Origin of the sequence: Spirosoma taeanense (genome assembly GCF_013127955.1) — a bacterium.
GTDB classification, from domain to species: Bacteria; Bacteroidota; Bacteroidia; order Cytophagales; family Spirosomataceae; genus Spirosoma; species Spirosoma taeanense.
This window is the reverse complement of record NZ_CP053435.1, coordinates 3,008,393-3,025,085: the sequence shown is the minus strand read 5'-3', so window position 1 is coordinate 3,025,085 and position 16,693 is coordinate 3,008,393. Positions and strand designations below refer to the sequence as shown.

Genomic DNA, 16,693 nt, shown 5'->3' with positions numbered 1-16,693 from the left:
TTTGTAGGCAATAATGGCTACCACCCGGATGTCGGCAGATTCGCAAAGCCGTACCCGCAATTTTATCGGACAGCAAAAGAGAGTTATCGGCCGAACAGCACTTTTAGAAAGCAGAACAGAGTCAATATGAGAACAATAGTCATTGCCCTGGCGTGTACGATTGCCATAAACGCACAACTTATCGCGCAAAACGCGGGCAAAGCCTCCTTCCCCGACGGCAGTCCGATCAGTAGCTGGTTTACGACGGTTCAGAAAGTAAACCTTGCCCAGCTCGGAAAGTCGTATGTCATTACGGACTTTGGCGTAAAATCAGACTCCACACTCGTGCAGACCAGCGCTATTCAGAAGGCTATTGATTTGGCCGCCCAGAAAGGTGGGGGCGTAATCGTGATACCGAAGGGCACGTTTATGAGTGGAGCGTTATTTTTCAAGCCCAAAACGCATCTGCACGTAGTGGAGGGGGCCGTTCTGAAAGGCTCCAACAACATCGCCGACTACCCAAAATTGCCCTCGCGGATGGAGGGCCAGAGTCTGGACTACTTTGCGGCACTGGTCAATGCCTATCAGGTCGATGGCTTTACCATTTCGGGAAAAGGAACGATTGATGGGAATGGGCTGCGCTTCTGGGAAGCCTTCTGGGCCCGACGTAAAGAAAATCCCAACTGTACGAATCTTGAGGTTTCGCGGCCTCGGCTGGTCTTTATCTGGCGATGCAACAACGTACAGGTTCAGGATGTGAAACTGCATAATGCAGGCTTCTGGACCAGTCACTACTACCAGTGTCAGAACGTAAAAGTTCTGAATGCCCACATTTATTCGCCCTACAAACCCGTCAAGGCGCCCAGCACGGACGCCATTGACCTGGATGCCTGTTCCAACGTGCTCATTAAAGGATGTTATATGTCGGTCAATGACGACGCGATTGCGCTTAAAGGCGGCAAAGGCCCCTGGGCCGACCGGGTACCCAGCAACGGTGCCAACACCAACATCATCATTGAGGACTGTGAGTTTGGCTTCTGCCATTCAGCGCTAACCTGCGGCAGTGAAGCCATTCATAACCGGAACATTCTGATGCGCAACTGCCACGTCAGCGAAGCCAGCCGGGTGCTGTGGCTGAAGATGCGGCCCGATACTCCGCAGCTGTACGAATACATTACGCTGGAAAACATCAGAGGGCAGGCGCATAGCCTTCTGTATGTGAAGCCCTGGACGCAGTTTTTCGATTTACAGGGGCGACCCGACGTACCGCTGTCCTACTCCGATCATGTGCGTCTTAAAAATATTGAGCTGACCTGCGATACGTTCTTCGACGTTGCCATTTCTGACCATGACAAGCTTTCTAATTTTACGTTCGAAAACTTCGTAGTTGAAAGTAAAAACGCGGCTATTGATAAAACGGTAGTCGACGGTTTTACGCTCAGAAACGTAAAAGTCAATCATAAAATCGTGGAGTAGAGATCGGTTGTGAACACATATCAAAAGTTCGTCTTTGCCTGGAATAGCAGATCGAAACAATCTACCTGAATTTGTCAATAAACAATTTCATTGTTATTAACTTACAGAGGCACTTTCCCACAACGATGAATTGAAATCAGCATCGTATCCGTGCAATTCTTAAAGTAACGTATCATGGAACATATATACGATGCTGACCAAATTCAACTGTTGCAAACTTTACGTAACTTACTTACACACAATCCGATCAGGGTATGTGCAAAAATCTAGTTGCCTTACTGACGATTTTTATTTTTTTCGCTGTGGTTATCCAGGCGTGTACAAAAGACGATAGTACGGCTATTGTGCCCACCACGACTTCGTCTATTCAGCCAATTGTGGACAACACTCCGGTCAGTAACCCAATTACCAATGATACGGCTGCGCTTGGCCAGGCGCTGTTTTGGGACCCAATTCTATCGGGCGGTAAAGATGTAGCTTGTGCTACCTGCCATCATCCCAATAATGCTTATACCGATGGATTGGACCTGTCGTTGGGTGCCAATGCTATTGGTTATGGACAAAACCGCCGATTCCTGCTGCCGAACGACGTGCCAGTTACTAAACGAAATTCTCCGACCTTGCTCAACGTAGTGTTTAATGGCATGGATGCCAGCGGGAAGTATATGCCGCGGACCGCACCTATGTTCTGGGATTCGCGTATCCAGAGTCTGGAAAATCAGGTAATCAGCCCGCTAACGACTTTTGAGGAAATGCGCGGACATGGCTACAGCGAAGCCGTCACGATAGACACTCTGGTGGCCCGGTTGACAAAAATCGCGGAGTACCGACACCTGTTTGAAGCTGCCTTTGGCAGCAGCCAGGCTATTACAGCGGCTACCATCAGCACCGCCATTGCGGCTTTCGAGCGCACCTTAGTGGCTATGAATTCTCCCTTCGACCGCTACCAGAAGGGTGATAAAACGGCTCTTACTGACCAGCAAATTCAGGGCATGCGTCTTTTTAAGGACGAGGGCTGTCCTATCTGTCATTCAGGGCCGATGTTTTCCGATTACAAACTACATGTGATGTCAGTGCCTGACAATACCCAACTGACCAGTTCAGACGCGGGAGCGATGGGGGGCTATGCGTTCCGGACACCTACGTTGAGAAATGTAGGGCTGACGGCTCCGTATATGCACAACGGGGTCTTTAAAACGCTGAAGCAGGTGATGAAGTTTTATGACGATATCGGTGAGCCTATTTCACAAAACCCGCACGTGCCGGTGCAGCAGTTAGACGCCAATATACAGCGGATCGCTCTGGGCACTGCTGAGCAGGATCAGCTCATTTCGTTTCTGCATGCCCTGACTGATTCTAATTTTGATAAGTACATCCCGACTCGTGTCCCCAGTGGGTTGAATCCGGGTGGCAGTATTCGGTAGCCTGCTAAAGTTTACCAAATTAAAATAACCTGAATTTGGCCTTTTTCCAGCAGCTCATTTAACCGGCTTGACTTAATGTAGGAATATCTAAGTCATCAGCTGGTTCAGAGCCTGGTGGAGACCTACGATCTGCTGGAGAGGGGGCTCTACAATTATAAGTGACCGCATCTAAGCTGCAACATGCTAGCCCAAACGAGGCCCTTAACAGTTATGGCCCTCTAGGAAGACGTAGGAAAACTATTGTCTTGTCCTGATTGGAATCGGACGTTTTCTATTATTCGGCTGTATCCTCCTATACCCGAATGTGGGGATTGAGGTTGATGAGCACTTTGTTGTACTTTGCCACATAATCAACCGGTGAGGCTCACCATGCGCGTTATTCTCTACGAAGACAATACGGCCATCCGCGATTCCCTCTCGATACTCCTCGACGGAATGCCCGGTATCGAATTGATCGGGGCGTTCCCCAACCCAGTCAATTGGGATCGCCAGCTACAGGATGCCCAGCCTGACGTCATTATGATGGATATTGAAATGCCCGGCCTGGATGGTATTCGGGCCACGCAGGCTATCCACGCCAAATACCCGCTCATCAACATTGTCATGCTTACCGTCTTTGAGGAAGAGGACAAGATTTTCCGCGCCCTCTGCGCAGGGGCCGTGGGGTACATCCTGAAAAATTCGACGCCCACTCGCCTGATTGAAGCCGTACAGGACGCTCATGCCGGGGGTGCTCCACTCTCGCCCAGCATTGCCCGCAAGGCCGTACAGGTGTTCCAGCAATTACCAACTCCCGCATCCTCAGCACCCCATTATGCCCTCACTACCCGTGAGCAGGAAACCTTAAAATATCTGGTTGAGGGACTTAGCTACAAAATGATTGCCGACCGGATGAACATCAGCTACGAGACGGTCCGCACCTACATGAAGCATATCTACGAAAAACTCCATGTTGTTTCCATGACCGAGGCCGTAGCCAAAGCGTTGCGGGAGGGTCTGGTGTAGTAAGCTATCTTCCGTTTTTTCTTTCGAATTGCTGTCACCAGTAGTCTGATTGGCTACCTCCTATCCCCACATATGGGGATTTACACGCCTTTTTTTATTCGTGAACTTTGACCCGGTTCATCCAGACCCGGTCTGTGAACCGGTGTCAGGCTGCCTTCTGATTAAAAAATATGGTTATGAAACGAATGACATTTTTGCTTTCCTTACTACTGCTTAGTGGCTCCAAACACTGTTTGTGTCAACCAGAAAAACCGTTATCTGCCCAGGAAATTGCGCAAATAAAAAATGATATTATCAGACGAGCCGAAAAGAACGCGCAAGACTTACGAAATCGTGACTATAAAGCAGTTATGACGTTTTATGCAGACATAGATGACTTTATCATTTTTGGAGATGGTTATTATTGGGGCGACTACAAAACTATTGACGGCATTTGGAAGGACTTTACGGGAGGTGTAAAAAAGATGCTGAAATGGGACTTTTACAATCCTAAAATACATGTCTTCTCTAGAGATGTTGCTTCCTGCCTGGTTGAATTCTACAACGAGCGAATTGAAGCTAACGGCGATACGACAAAGGGGCATGGCTGTTTCTCCTTTGGGATGCAGAAAATTGATAGCAATTGGAAAGTAGTTACAATGCATGTGACGCACAATTACAACGTGTTTGACAGTACAGGAGCCGTTAGGAAATGGTGGCTGAAGTACTCGCCTGAAGCACGCAAAAAGTGAGTTAATTAAACGCGCTTAATTGCATATGACACAAATCTTTAACTCTTATCTATTTTTATATGAAACCTAAATCCAGAGTTAAATTTATGTTCGGCCTTGTGTTATTAGTGTCGGCCTTTTTTTTCGCCTTTCATTATGAACAGAGGACCGATGAGGCTATAGTATCTATGAATACAGGTGTTGTCGTATCCGATTTGGAAAAATCATTGGACTTCTACACCAATGTATTGGGCATGACTAAGGTAAGTACCTTCCGTGCCGATGCTGAATTGGCGGAAAGTGCAGGATTAACCAAGGGGAAAGCCATTGATGTAGTTAATCTTAAAATAAATGATCTGCCGAATGCCCCGATGTATAAGCTAGCCAAAATTGAAGGTGTGAAAACAGCAGCGCTATCCAATTCATTTAATCCCGGTCTTCGATACATAACTATTGTTGTCAATGACCTGACACCTTATCTGAAGCGATTTAAAGAAAGTGATATTCATGTATGGAGTAAAAAAAGCCCTGTAACCGCTCCGCAGGGATTCAAAGTAATTGTAGTTCAAGATCCGGATGGGGCCGTGGTAGAGTTAATTCAGAAGTAATCAGCTAAAAATGCTATCAAAATAAAACCCTTGATCATATTACCTAGCCTCTTATTTTTCTGCTTCTATCAGCAAGAAGTGAAATTATCTTTTAAAGTAGTAGCCCAGATAAAAGCAGCTATTGTAAAGCGAAACGAGAGTCATAGACAAAATCTGATGAGTCGATTTGTTCCTTCGGTGTATCCGGCCACTAACTCGCCTACCTTCTGGGTCGTCAGCCTTGACTGGGCCGATGCGCTGGCTCTGCCCCTCACACTGCCAGTCACCATCCTAGCTGATTGCCATGCAGAAACAAAGTCTGTGCACCCTCCAGGCCGAACCCGCCCTATTTATCAGTTAGGCACACAAATTAATACCTCCCACTTGATCCGACTACCCAATCAGTTCACGGTTGAGATAACGGCCTGGTTCGCTTCCCCACCGCCAATGGCTTTAGTTGATAACTAAGCAGGGGAGGGTAACTTAAGAGCTCAAAAAAACTTTCGGCAAACCGGAAACGCTGACGGCTCCGGTGAGTGATTTATTCTGGACTCATCTGCTTAGATCGGATACCAACGTACCCAATTTGGCCTTTGATACTAGGACCCGGTTCTATTTTAGCGAGCCACGGGTAGTGCCTCTGACTTACATGCGTGGTTTTGGTGACCAGAAGATCATCAGTAACAAGCCCCGAAAAACGGCTTCCAACGAAGTAGGCAAACGGGTAAACTAAGCAACCTTTCTCATTAGGGCTATTAGTGGTATATTAGCTTATTATTCAACTGCTTACCTATGGACACCTCCCTGAAATCATTAGTTTCATGGCGATGGTTAGCCATCTGCCTGCTGATTAGCGGGCTGGCTGGTATTCCACTGCGGCTTTGGGGGCAATCGGCCAGACCGGCTGAAGCAGGCAATTCTACCGTGCAATTCGAGCGACTGACCACGGAGCAGGGCCTTTCCAATTACGTTGTCGTCCCCATTATGCAGGACCGAAAAGGCTATCTGTGGTTTGGTACTGCTACCGGTTTGGATAAGTACGACGGTTACCGATTTACGAATTATAAGTTTGACCCGCGTGATACAACGTCACTGACCAAAAATCAGGTTTACACGCTTTTGGAAGATCGGGACGGACTGATTTGGGTAGGTACCAGTGAAGGGACCTGCCGGTTTAACCCGCGCACTGAAAAGTTTATCCGACTGGTGAAGAGCCCCGCAAATCCGCATGCCTTTTCGTTTATCCAATCCATTGGTGAAGATAAAGAAGGGAATCTATGGGTGGGGGGAGGCTTTACGGGAGAATTAAGGCAAGTAGACCGTAAAACGGGCCAGTTTTCCGCAACGAACTACGCCAATCTACTGGGTGGTGACCCCAGCGGCAACCAGGCGCTTTACCTGACCTTGCGCGATAAGTCCGGAACGTTTTGGGTGGGCAGTCCAACGGGCTTGCACCGGCTCAACCTGGCTCCCGCCGGTGCGGGTAAGCCTTCCCGAGTAAGTTTCACCCATTACCGGCATAATCCTGATAATCCGAATAGCCTGAGCCAGAACTTCGTCACTGGCTTATACGAAGACCGACAAGGTTTGCTGTGGGTGGTTACTTCCGAAGGTGTCCTTCATTCATTTGACCGCTGGTCGGGCCAGTTTATTCGCTACCCGCTCGACCCTGTGCGTAAACTTGGCCTCTTACGAAGGTTTAGAACTGGCCTCGTAGAGGATCAGGAGGGTAACCTATGGGTGGGTACGTACCGAAACGGACTGTATAAAATGAATAAAGACCGGAACCTCATTACGAATTACATCCACAATCCTACTGATCCCAACAGCATTGTTAATAACACCGTTTTTACACTTATGGTCGATAAATCCGGCATAATGTGGGCCGCTACACTGGGAGGTGTTATAAAGTTGGATCCCAACCGCAAACCCTTCCGGTTGTACCGCCATAATCCCGTTATTACCCACTCATTAAGCCAGAATAATATTGCTGCTATTTGCGAAGATCACCAGAACGCACTCTGGCTTGGAACAATGGAAAGCGGCTTGAACGTGTTGAATAGGGCAACCGGACAGTTTAGGCAGTATCGACACCAGCCCGGAAAAATAACCAGTTTACGCAGTGATGTAGTGACTGCTCTTTTGAAGACCAGGGACGGAAGTCTTTGGGTGGGAAACGGAGGCTATCTTTCTCGGTTTAACCGCAACGATACTTCCTTTACCCATTATCCGCTGCATCATCCTTTTCTCATGAATTCCAGCAATTCGCTCATTTTTACTATTTACGAGGATAGACAAGGAACGCTTTGGCTGGGTACGGACAATGGTTTTCTGAGTTTTGACCAAAGGACGGGCAAGACCGTTAGTTACCCCTACGACCCCGAGCATCCCGAGCGCGTTAGTGACTATTGGGCACTGGCGATTCTGGAAGATCGTCGGGGAAATCTGTGGATTGGACCAGGCAGTCAGGCACTCACCCGATTCGACCGCAGGACTGGTACGTTTAAGCAGTACCGATATGATGGCCGAAAACCGGGTAGCATTAGTTCCACAACCATTCCCAGTATCTATGAAGATTCAAAAGGAAGCCTCTGGTTCGGGACGGGCGAGGGCGGTCTGTGCCGGTTCGACCATGCCACCGAAACGTTCACGACTTTCACGGAGCAGGATGGGCTAGCCGGAAACTCAGTCTATTCCATCCTTGAAGATGATGGGGGCAACCTCTGGTTGGGTACCAACAAGGGTCTTTCCAAGTTTTCATTGACTACCCATCAATTCACCAACTACAGTGCTGATGAAGGGCTCCAGGGGAATATATTTGCTGCTTGGTTTATCGAAGGGGCCGCTTGTAAAGGGAAAGACGGAACGCTTTATTTTGGTGGAAATAATGGCTTTAATGCATTTGACCCTACTACAATCCAGCCTAACAGTCACGTGCCTCCCATTGTAATTACTCAGTTCCGGCTGTTCGATAAAATCCAGCCCGGTATGCATGAAGCCAGTGAAATTATTCTTAACCACGATCAGAATTTCTTCTCCTTCGAGTTTGCGGCCCTCAACTATACTAATTCGCCAAAAAATCAGTACGCCTATCAGTTGGTGGGTCTGGAAAAAGATTGGGTTTACAGCGGTACCCGCCGGATAGCGGCCTTCACTGACTTAGACCCCGGCACCTACACGTTCCGGGTGAAAGGCTCCAACAATGATGGGGTATGGAATGAAAAAGGCACCTCTCTGGTGGTGGTGATTCAACCCGCCTGGTGGCAAACGGTCTGGTTCAAAATCATCATTGGATTAGCTTTTGCTGGCCTACTCTATGCTGCCTATCGCTACCGCATTAACCAGCTTCGGCATGAGCAGGCTATCCGCGACCAGATCTCCCGTGACCTGCACGACGACGTGGGCGGCATCCTGTCGGGCATCTCCTTCTACTCCGAAGCCGCCCGGCAGATGCACCAACAGGGTCGACATGCTGACTCCTACCAGCTCCTGCTCAAAATTGCTGACAACGCCCGCCAGACCATCAGCCAGATGAGCGACGTGGTCTGGTCGATGCGTTCGGACACCAACAATGCGGGCCAACTGGCTCAGCGGTTAGAGCTGGTCGGTCGGGAGTTGCTCACGGCGCGGGGTATTCATCTGAAAGTCGAAACTGACACCGGCCTAGAGCGGTTGACCCTACGACCGGACGTGGTCAGAAACCTGTATCTGATTGGCAAGGAGGCCCTCCACAACGCGGGTAAGTATTCTCAAGCGACAGAAGTTGTCCTGGCAGTCAGATATAGGGGCAACCGAGTGCAGATCAGCATAACCGACAACGGGCAAGGTTTTGATTTGGACCTGGCATCGAGCGGAGGCAACGGATTGGACAATATGCCCCGTCGGGCCAAAGCGATGGGGGCCGTTTATCAACTGAGGAGTGAACCGGCTAAAGGCACCAGCGTCACTGTAGAGAAGACGGTCTAAATGAGCGGGTAAGCCGGGATAAATGAGTCGAACTTCTCCCCGCTTTTGGGGATTGTGGAGCCTTGGTTAATCGATCAACTTTGATTCAGGTCATTTTCACGGTTCTGGTCATGAAAACATGACTACTCTTACTTGCTTTTCTTACGGCTTCATCAAGTTTATCTGCTCAATCGACGGATAACAAGGAGGTGGCCGCGACAGATACGTTCGGCACGTCCGACCAAATCAACTTGATAGGAGGTATGGGTAAAACACAACAGTAAACAGAATTAATTTTTGATACCCTTTAAACTAAAATCAAATGAAAACGAAGAAAGAGGATATCCCGGTAACGATGGAAGCTCCCGGTACAACCATGCGGGCGCTTCCCGGCTATGGCGGCATGACCGTTGCGTTTAATGAACTCCCGGCAGGCACCGATTTTTCGCCCTTGTTGGCCGGTTTACCCAACAATAGTTGCCATTGTCCGCATTGGGGCTATGTAGTTGAAGGCGCCTTAAAGTTGAAGTATGATGATGGAACCGAAGAAACAGTAACGACGGGCGACGTTTTCTACCTACCGCCGGGTCATACCGCTATCGTAGAAAAGGACCTGAAATTCATTGATTTCAGCCCTGAAAAAGAGTTGAATGAAGTCATGGGCCATATCGCAAAAAAGATGACAGAATTCAGCAGCTAAATGCTGGTTCAAGAAACTCTTCAATCGTGGACGAGCGTCAGCGTGGAGAAGACGCGCTAACCACAGGTGGGCAGAAGTGGGGGAAGACGGGCCAAATGAGTTGATTTTCTCTCCGCTTTTGGGGATTATGGGGCCTCGACCAATATTCAGTATTCAGCGCTGCTGAATCGTGGTATTGACTTATCCGTATACTGGCCAGCGAGTACGACAGAGCCTGCCAACAGGCAACAGCAGGGGCGTTTACGCTGTACGTCATTGGTAAAAAAGCAGAGAACGGCTTCAAACGGCTAGTATATACCTGCCTCTCTCGCCGATTCGGTGCAGCGTCTCTTCGGTGATGTATCGGCTTTGGTCGATTTGTTGCGGCTGGGCTCGGTTGCAGAAATAGCTGTGAATGCTGCGCCGGTCTTTATCGGTCAAGTTGGTTGTGCCTCCGTGCCAAACGTGCGAGTTAAAGATAAATACCGATCCTGCTGGCGCAATGATCCGAATTTCGTCGGGATGTTTATCATTGGGGTCAGCCATGACTTCGTCGGGTAAACGATTCAATTTATGTGTTTTCGGCACGATGCGCGTGGACCCGTTGGATTCGGTAAAATCGTCTAGCAACCAGATGCTGTTGCAGACTTGGTAGGCGCCATTGACCACCGTATTTTTCCAATCGACATGGAGTTTTTGATGCCCTTTGCCCGGTTTGGCGGCCCGATAATTCAGTGATGACAGCTTGTATTCCCGCCCCAGAACGGCTTCGATGCCTGCCAGCACTCGTGGGTGTAAAAGACATCGAAAACCTGCCCCTTATTGACTAAATCGGCCAGCCGGTCAGCCCCTTCTTCTTTGGGATGGCGGATGTATTTGGATTGAGCCAGTTCATGACCAGCCTCTTCGCCTTCCGATTCCATTAATTGGGCTAACCGGTCATTGATATGGTTTACCTGTTCGGGGGTCAATAGTTGCCCTAAATTTAGATAGCCGTAGGTATCCAAAAACTCGATTTCCTCTTGAGTAAGCATGGCAACGTTATTCAATGATCGGATTGTATTGCTAAAATAACAAGGCGAAAAAACATATCAGTTATTTCATTTTACAAACCGGTGGTTAAAAAGTAAAATTGAATTAATTGACTACCTGGATTTGTCTATCGCTATCCGAGAGAATTCTTCCATCCCCGTTGAAGAAATAATGGGCGTATGTTCTTCATACTATTGCCGGTCATCAATAGAAACTCTACAAGCCTGTCTTTACTGGTCAGTATCACCAGGATACTGACCATTTTTTGTGTGTACGTAATTCTCGTAAAACCCACTCGCTAATCAGAATAAGTACCATTAGTTACAAGCTATGTTTTTCACAGGTTGCCTGCGTGGCACTAAGAACCACAACCAGTAGTATGAGAAATGTATCCATTTATAAAGTCCTTCCCCTTTTAGTCGGCGCCATTGTTCTTTTCAGCGGCTTCAACGCAGCCAGTCAGTCGATGGGTCTAAGTTCAAAGATTGGAGCCAATAAAATTATATTGTCTTTGACCAAAAAGGGAGAGCTGCAGTACCGAGTAACACGCCGGGATAAACTCATTATTGCCGATTCTCCGCTTGGTCTGGCCTGTGACGATCAGAATTTTACGTCTGGTCTTTCCGTGGTTAACGTTTCACCCATTGAAGAAAGAAGGGAGAAATACGACCTGAAGGTAGGTAATGTCAAAGCGATTGATCATGCTTTTGAAACCAAGAGCGTAACGTTTAAAAATAGTTCGGGCGCGCTCATGATCGTTGATTTAGTTACTGGGAAGGAGGGTGTTGCTTTCCGTTACCGGTTTCCGGACCAAGACAAAAAATTACGGGTGATCAACAATGAGATCACAGGATTTCGAATTGAAAAAAATGCGAAAGGTTGGTTGCAGCCGTATAATAAAGCGGGAAAATACACCCCAGGTTATGAAGATTTTTACCTCAACATACATCCCGGTGACTCTATCCGTAAGCCCCGCAATCCTTCTGTCGGGTGGTGTATGCCTGCCCTTTTTAACGTAAATGATCGCAAAAACTGGGTTTTGATTGCGGAGTCCGGAACGGATGGTTCGTTTCCAGGTTGTCATTTACAACCCAATTCGGAGGGCGGACTGTATAAAATTGCCTTTGCTGAAAAAGACGAAAAATATACCCTGCCCCTGGGCGAAAATAATAATCCGGCATTCAATCTTCCCTGGACCATGCCCTGGCGGGTGATCATCATTGGTGATCAGGCCGGGGATATCCTGCTGTCAACATTAATTACCGATTTAGCGCCTGCCTCTAAACTGGACGATACGTCCTGGATCGAAGGCGGAAAAGCCACCTGGTCCTGGTGGTCTCATCCCGAGGATCACTCCCCTGAAATTTATAACCAATTCACTGATCTTGCCGCTTCTTTCGGCTTCGGCTATACGCTGTTTGATGCGGGCTGGGAGAAAGCTGACAAAGAAGGGGGCATTATTGCCAAGGCCACTTCTAAGGGCGTCAAACCCATGGTGTGGGCTTATTCAGCCTCGTATTTCGACGCAGCAAAAAGAAAAAAGAAATTCAAAGAATTGGCGGCTCTGGGCGTCAAAGGCATTAAAATCGATTTTTGGTGTTCCGACCGGCAGGAGGTAATGGCTTGCTTTCAGTCCCTTTTTGAGGATGCCGCTAAAGAGCATTTACTGGTAAATCTTCATGGTGTTACGGTTCCAAGGGGCTGGCATCGAACCTGGCCAAATTTCATGACCGCCGAAGCGGTTTTAGGAGCGGAAAGTTATTTCTATGAACCCAGATATCCTGATTTAGCCGCCGAGCAGAATACCATATTGCCCTTCACCAGAAACGTAGCCGGCCCAACAGACTACACCCCGTTTGCCCTGACCATCCGAAAATATCCCCGGTTGAACACGGCCGTTCATGAGCTGGCTACGGCCATGATCTATACGTCGGGCATAATTCATTTTGCCGATTCAAAAGAGGTATTTGATTCCTTACCTGCGCCGGTTCGACAGTTATTGAAAGACATGCCGGCCAGCTGGGATAAAACGGAACCTATTGTAGCTCAACCGGGGGAACAGCTCATAATCGCTCGTCAGAAGGAAGGTCTTTCTTACATTGTCGGTATAAATGGCACGAATAAGGCCGCCCCTGTCAACCTGAATCTGGCCAAGTATGCTAAGGGGTTTTCTAAATTTAGAGTTATTACGGAAGGCGAAAATCCATTGATGACGTTTAAAACGGAAACCTATCCCCTTACGTCTACCTGGGCCTACACTTTGGCCCCTAAGGGAGGCTTTATTATCCAGTTTGTTAAAGAGTAAGACTGGTCGAGTTAGATAAGTAGCCTTTACTATATAAATTCGCTCAGAAAACGCTTTCTGTTTTTTTATAGAACGGTTTATTTGATTTATGGTATGTTCTATCAGTGCAGACCATCTCTAGAGAAATGGTTTGTACGAAGCGTACTGCTACTTTCAGTACGCTTCATTCTGACCGTAACGATTTGACTGGGTTCATCAGGGCAGTAGATACGGTTCGACTACCAATCGAAACTAAGACCAGAAACAGCATTAATAGGGCTGGCCCAGCAGAAAGCCAATCGCTTAACTCGATCCTGGTCGCATAATGAGCCAGCCAGTTCCTGACAACGAAGTAAGTGATAGGAAGGCCGATGATTATTGGATGATTTTTACGATCTGATGGAAGAGCGCAGCGAGGTGCTGCAGAACATTATCCGGGTGCTGTGCCAGCGATTACGTCGGCAGAACGAGTCTCTCCGAACGCTGTCCGCATCGGTTCCCGGCGAACAGTAAGCCATAGGACTTCTGCTCAATCGTTTTATTAAGATGATTAGTCTGGTTGACGAAGCTAAGCCGGACCGTATTTTTGAATTGGAGACCCGGCGGGGTGAACGTTTTCGAATGCCACTTTGGCAACTCATGAACCATACCGTTAACTATAGCACCTACCACCGGGGGCAGCTGGCCAAGATGGTCCGGATGCTGGAACACAAACCCGTCGCTACCGACATGGTTATCTATTTTCAAAACGGGCTCCTCAATCGGGGTAAGGAAACAATCAGTTCAAGCAGGTAAGTAGACCTGGAACGTGGCGCCTTGCCCTACCTGACTATGGGCGGTGATAGCTCCGCCATGACTCGTTACCACTTTCTCACAGATCGCCAGGCCGATACCCGTTCCGGCGTAGGCACTGTGGCCATGCAGGCGCTGGAATACCTGGAAAATGCGATCGGTGTATTTTTCATCAAAGCCAATTCCGTTGTCGCAAACCTCAATGAGGTGATAAGCCGCGACCTCCCGGCCTGTGCGTAACCCTGCGGGCAGTGCACTGGACTTTATCTGGCGCGCCTTGACCGTGATTACCGGTCTGCGGTTTTCGTGACGGAACTTAAGCGCATTCGAAAGCAGATTGCCAAATAACAGACTTAGCTGCAGCCGATCGCCCAAGACCGTCGGCAGGGGCGCTACCTGAATTACTGCCCCTGTTTCCGCCACGACCAGTTCCAGATCGGTCAGGGCTTCCTCTACCAGGGTGCCCAGCGCAACCCATTGACTGGCGGCCTGGTTAGTACCAATGCGCGAAAAGGTCAGTAGATCTTTGATGAGTACCGACATGCGTCCGGCGGCTGACTGCATTCGTTCCAGGTAGCTAAGACCTGCCCCGAGTTCCTCGGCGTAGCTGCTTCTGAGCAAATCACCGAACTGTTGAATCTTTCGCAGTGGTTCCTGTAAATCATGGGAGGATGCGTAGGCGAACTGCTGAAGATGATCATTCGAGCGTTTTAATTCGTCAATCTTGCTTTCGAGTTGAAGCTGGAGCTGCCTCAGACGGGTAAAATCGGTAAAGTGAATGACGACTTCGTCATCGAGCCGGGAAGTACTCATCAGATTGTACAGGTCCAGGCCGTCCTTGTCGTAGTGAATTTCAAAAGTGAGCGGCTGACCAGTTTGGTAGGTTTTAACTGAGTTAATGAAACTTGCCGTTTCGAAATAGCTCGGAAAAACATCGCCCACCCGTTTTCCCTGCAATTGCTCCGGGGTGGCGTTTGCATACGATGCATAGGCCTGGTTCGTGAGTTTAAAGCGAAAGTCAACAATTTCGCCGTCTTCAAAAACCGGTTGCAGAACCTGCAGGGGTTCTTTTAATAGATTGATGATGGTTTGTAAATACCGGTTAGCCTCGGTGATCTCCACCAGTTGCAGCGCATTAGTGACGTCCTCAATGGTGTGAATAATATAGATGACTTCCTTGTCGGGACCAATAACCGGTTTATTGACCGGACGCCAGGTGCGCCACTCCGGCAGCCCCGTTTTAGCGTTAGGCCACCTATGCTGCTGGTCGGGCATGAAATGGGCCTGTTTTGTTTGCAGCAGTTGAGTCAGCGATTGCATAAGCTGTCCGGCAACGGCATCGTTTACTGCGTCGCTGAAGAATACCTCAAACACGCCATAACCCACCATGATTTCACGCGGAAGGTTGAGTTCGGCCAGGTATTCGTCCGATATAGCTGCAATGGTAAACGTTGGCGCGTTCGGCAACAGCACCAGATGATTGCCTGGCATGGCATTGATGAGTAGTGCATTGAAGGCCAGGCTATCGCTGTTGGTGGCTGATGATTGTATCATAAAGGCCTTTTAGAAAGCCATCGAAAAGTAATACTTGAAAATTACGTCGTAAAAGTACTGGGATAGATTACTTAGCCGTAAAAAATCAGCCAGAAATGAGGTATTATAACTGTTGCGGGTCCGTCCACCCGGGTAAATCCATAAACTGAAGCCCATTGATACGCTTGCCGGATGAGTCGGTAATTAATCTAGAGAAAGTATCAATAATCCGAGCGCCGGGCTTATGCATGACTACGATCGAGCTGTCTGGCTTTGTCTACTGGGCGATTAGGGCACGTAATGCATCCAGCCGTTTCTGTTTGCCGGTTTGCCGCCAGGCTGCCGCCGTAGCGGTCCAGTACTGGTGGCTCTCCAGAAAGTTTACCTGAATATGATTCCATTCCTGTTCGTCGGTCACCATATTCCGCGCCTGTAGCTCGCGAAACAGGGAATAAGCAATCGGTTCAAAATCGTCACGACCCAGATAATCGAGATCGGCATCGCACAGAATCTGCTCCAGAGGGGTGTGGGGAGCCTGCGGTAGCTGGGTCGCCATGATCATACCACAGATGGAGTCGATCTGATCAGTTGAATACTGGTAGCCGGGAAGAAGCTCGCGCACCATGCGGCAACCGGCGTCCTCGTGTTGCTGATACGTAACCAGAAAGCCCGCATCGTGAAAACAGGCGGCTGTCCGCAGCAGGGTTAGCTGCTCCGGCCTGTCGATGCCCTCGGCCCTTGCTAAATGCAGTGCACGTTCATATACGTCGAGCGTATGGTGAAGGCCATGATAATACAACGTCGGCGACAGATCTGTCTGTAATAGTTGCAGGATGTATGTTTCAGCGGCCTGAGACTCCATAATGACGGCTCGTTTTGTTGCCTATAGTTATCAAAAATTTCTCAAAAGACAAAAGTGTAAACAACGCTGCGGGAAGCATAAGTCTCTGGCGTTACCAAATGGGCCAATGTGCCAGGTTAACCAGGAACATACCGCTGCTCAGAAAAGCAGCGGGCTCGCGGGACTCAGCAACCCGGAAGATAGAAACGAGGAATCGGCCCGGTAGAAGCCGCCAATCCTTACCGATAAATTTGCCATGGCTGCTAACTCCGCGCTGACATTGCTGAATCTAGTTACGTTCGGCAGAACGTGCTGAAAGGTGACACAGCCTGACAAATCCCCGGAATAGAAACACCTTTTGTCCAGGTGGTGCTCCTGTTTTCAGGCCAACCGGGCAGGAAACTTT

The 16,693-nt window shown here is 48.7% G+C and carries 14 protein-coding genes; 10 read left to right on the top strand and 4 right to left on the bottom strand.

Going from position 1 to position 16,693, the window contains the following annotated elements; translation table 11 throughout:
- The first annotated feature begins 126 nt into the window (after window positions 1-126).
- The 8 genes from HNV11_RS12745 to HNV11_RS12710 all read left to right on the top strand — a co-directional run bounded on the left by HNV11_RS12745 (window position 127) and on the right by HNV11_RS12710 (window position 9,826).
- Window positions 127-1,455 carry a rhamnogalacturonidase gene (locus tag HNV11_RS12745; RefSeq protein ID WP_171740027.1) on the top strand — a complete coding sequence of 443 codons (1,329 nt, stop codon included), beginning with the start codon at window positions 127-129 and terminating at the stop codon, window positions 1,453-1,455.
- 254 nt (window positions 1,456-1,709) lie between these two features.
- Window positions 1,710-2,879: a cytochrome-c peroxidase gene (locus HNV11_RS12740; protein ID WP_171740026.1), complete on the top strand. Its 1,170-nt coding sequence runs from the start codon at window positions 1,710-1,712 to the stop codon at window positions 2,877-2,879.
- A gap of 369 nt (window positions 2,880-3,248) precedes the next feature.
- Window positions 3,249-3,884 (top strand): response regulator transcription factor, encoded by a 636-nt coding sequence (locus HNV11_RS12735; RefSeq protein WP_171740025.1) that lies wholly within the window; start codon window positions 3,249-3,251, stop codon window positions 3,882-3,884.
- Window positions 3,885-4,060: 176 nt separating this feature from the next.
- Entirely contained in the window at window positions 4,061-4,615 is a 555-nt protein-coding gene (locus HNV11_RS12730) for a nuclear transport factor 2 family protein (RefSeq protein ID WP_171740024.1), read from the top strand.
- Window positions 4,616-4,674: 59 nt separating this feature from the next.
- The gene (locus HNV11_RS12725) at window positions 4,675-5,202 is read left to right on the top strand and encodes a VOC family protein (protein WP_171740023.1); all 528 of its coding nucleotides are present in this window, start codon (window positions 4,675-4,677) and stop codon (window positions 5,200-5,202) included.
- Window positions 5,203-5,358: 156 nt separating this feature from the next.
- Entirely contained in the window at window positions 5,359-5,649 is a 291-nt protein-coding gene (locus tag HNV11_RS12720; protein WP_171740022.1) for a hypothetical protein, read from the top strand.
- Window positions 5,650-5,973: 324 nt separating this feature from the next.
- Window positions 5,974-9,147, top strand: coding sequence for a ligand-binding sensor domain-containing protein (locus tag HNV11_RS12715; RefSeq protein ID WP_171740021.1), 3,174 nt, complete (start codon window positions 5,974-5,976; stop codon window positions 9,145-9,147).
- 301 nt (window positions 9,148-9,448) lie between these two features.
- The gene (locus tag HNV11_RS12710; protein ID WP_171740020.1) at window positions 9,449-9,826 is read left to right on the top strand and encodes a cupin domain-containing protein; all 378 of its coding nucleotides are present in this window, start codon (window positions 9,449-9,451) and stop codon (window positions 9,824-9,826) included.
- Between the two features lie 279 nt (window positions 9,827-10,105).
- Here the strand turns inward: HNV11_RS12710 and HNV11_RS12705 are convergent, their stop codons facing one another.
- Complete coding sequence (locus HNV11_RS12705) at window positions 10,106-10,591, bottom strand: phytanoyl-CoA dioxygenase family protein (RefSeq protein WP_317167994.1); 486 nt, start codon at window positions 10,589-10,591, stop codon at window positions 10,106-10,108.
- A complete protein-coding gene (locus HNV11_RS24140; RefSeq protein WP_317167993.1) occupies window positions 10,537-10,839 on the bottom strand; it encodes a hypothetical protein in 303 nt (100 codons plus the stop codon). The genes HNV11_RS12705 and HNV11_RS24140 overlap by 55 nt, the downstream gene beginning before the upstream one ends.
- Window positions 10,840-11,216: 377 nt before the next feature.
- On the opposite strand from HNV11_RS24140, the gene HNV11_RS12700 reads away from it, so the two are divergent.
- Both HNV11_RS12700 and HNV11_RS12695 read left to right on the top strand, forming a co-directional pair.
- Window positions 11,217-13,142, top strand: coding sequence for a glycoside hydrolase family 97 protein (locus HNV11_RS12700; RefSeq protein ID WP_171740019.1), 1,926 nt, complete (start codon window positions 11,217-11,219; stop codon window positions 13,140-13,142).
- A 525-nt stretch (window positions 13,143-13,667) separates the two neighbouring features.
- The gene (locus HNV11_RS12695) at window positions 13,668-13,916 is read left to right on the top strand and encodes a DinB family protein (RefSeq protein WP_171740018.1); all 249 of its coding nucleotides are present in this window, start codon (window positions 13,668-13,670) and stop codon (window positions 13,914-13,916) included.
- Here the strand turns inward: HNV11_RS12695 and HNV11_RS12690 are convergent.
- Together HNV11_RS12690 and HNV11_RS12685 are read right to left on the bottom strand one after the other, a co-directional pair.
- Window positions 13,905-15,467: a sensor histidine kinase gene (locus HNV11_RS12690; RefSeq protein WP_171740017.1), complete on the bottom strand. Its 1,563-nt coding sequence runs from the start codon at window positions 15,465-15,467 to the stop codon at window positions 13,905-13,907. The two genes, HNV11_RS12695 and HNV11_RS12690, sit on opposite strands and share 12 nt — an antisense overlap.
- A 256-nt stretch (window positions 15,468-15,723) precedes the next feature.
- Window positions 15,724-16,308 (bottom strand): HD domain-containing protein, encoded by a 585-nt coding sequence (locus HNV11_RS12685; protein ID WP_171740016.1) that lies wholly within the window; start codon window positions 16,306-16,308, stop codon window positions 15,724-15,726.
- Window positions 16,309-16,693 lie beyond the last annotated feature (385 nt).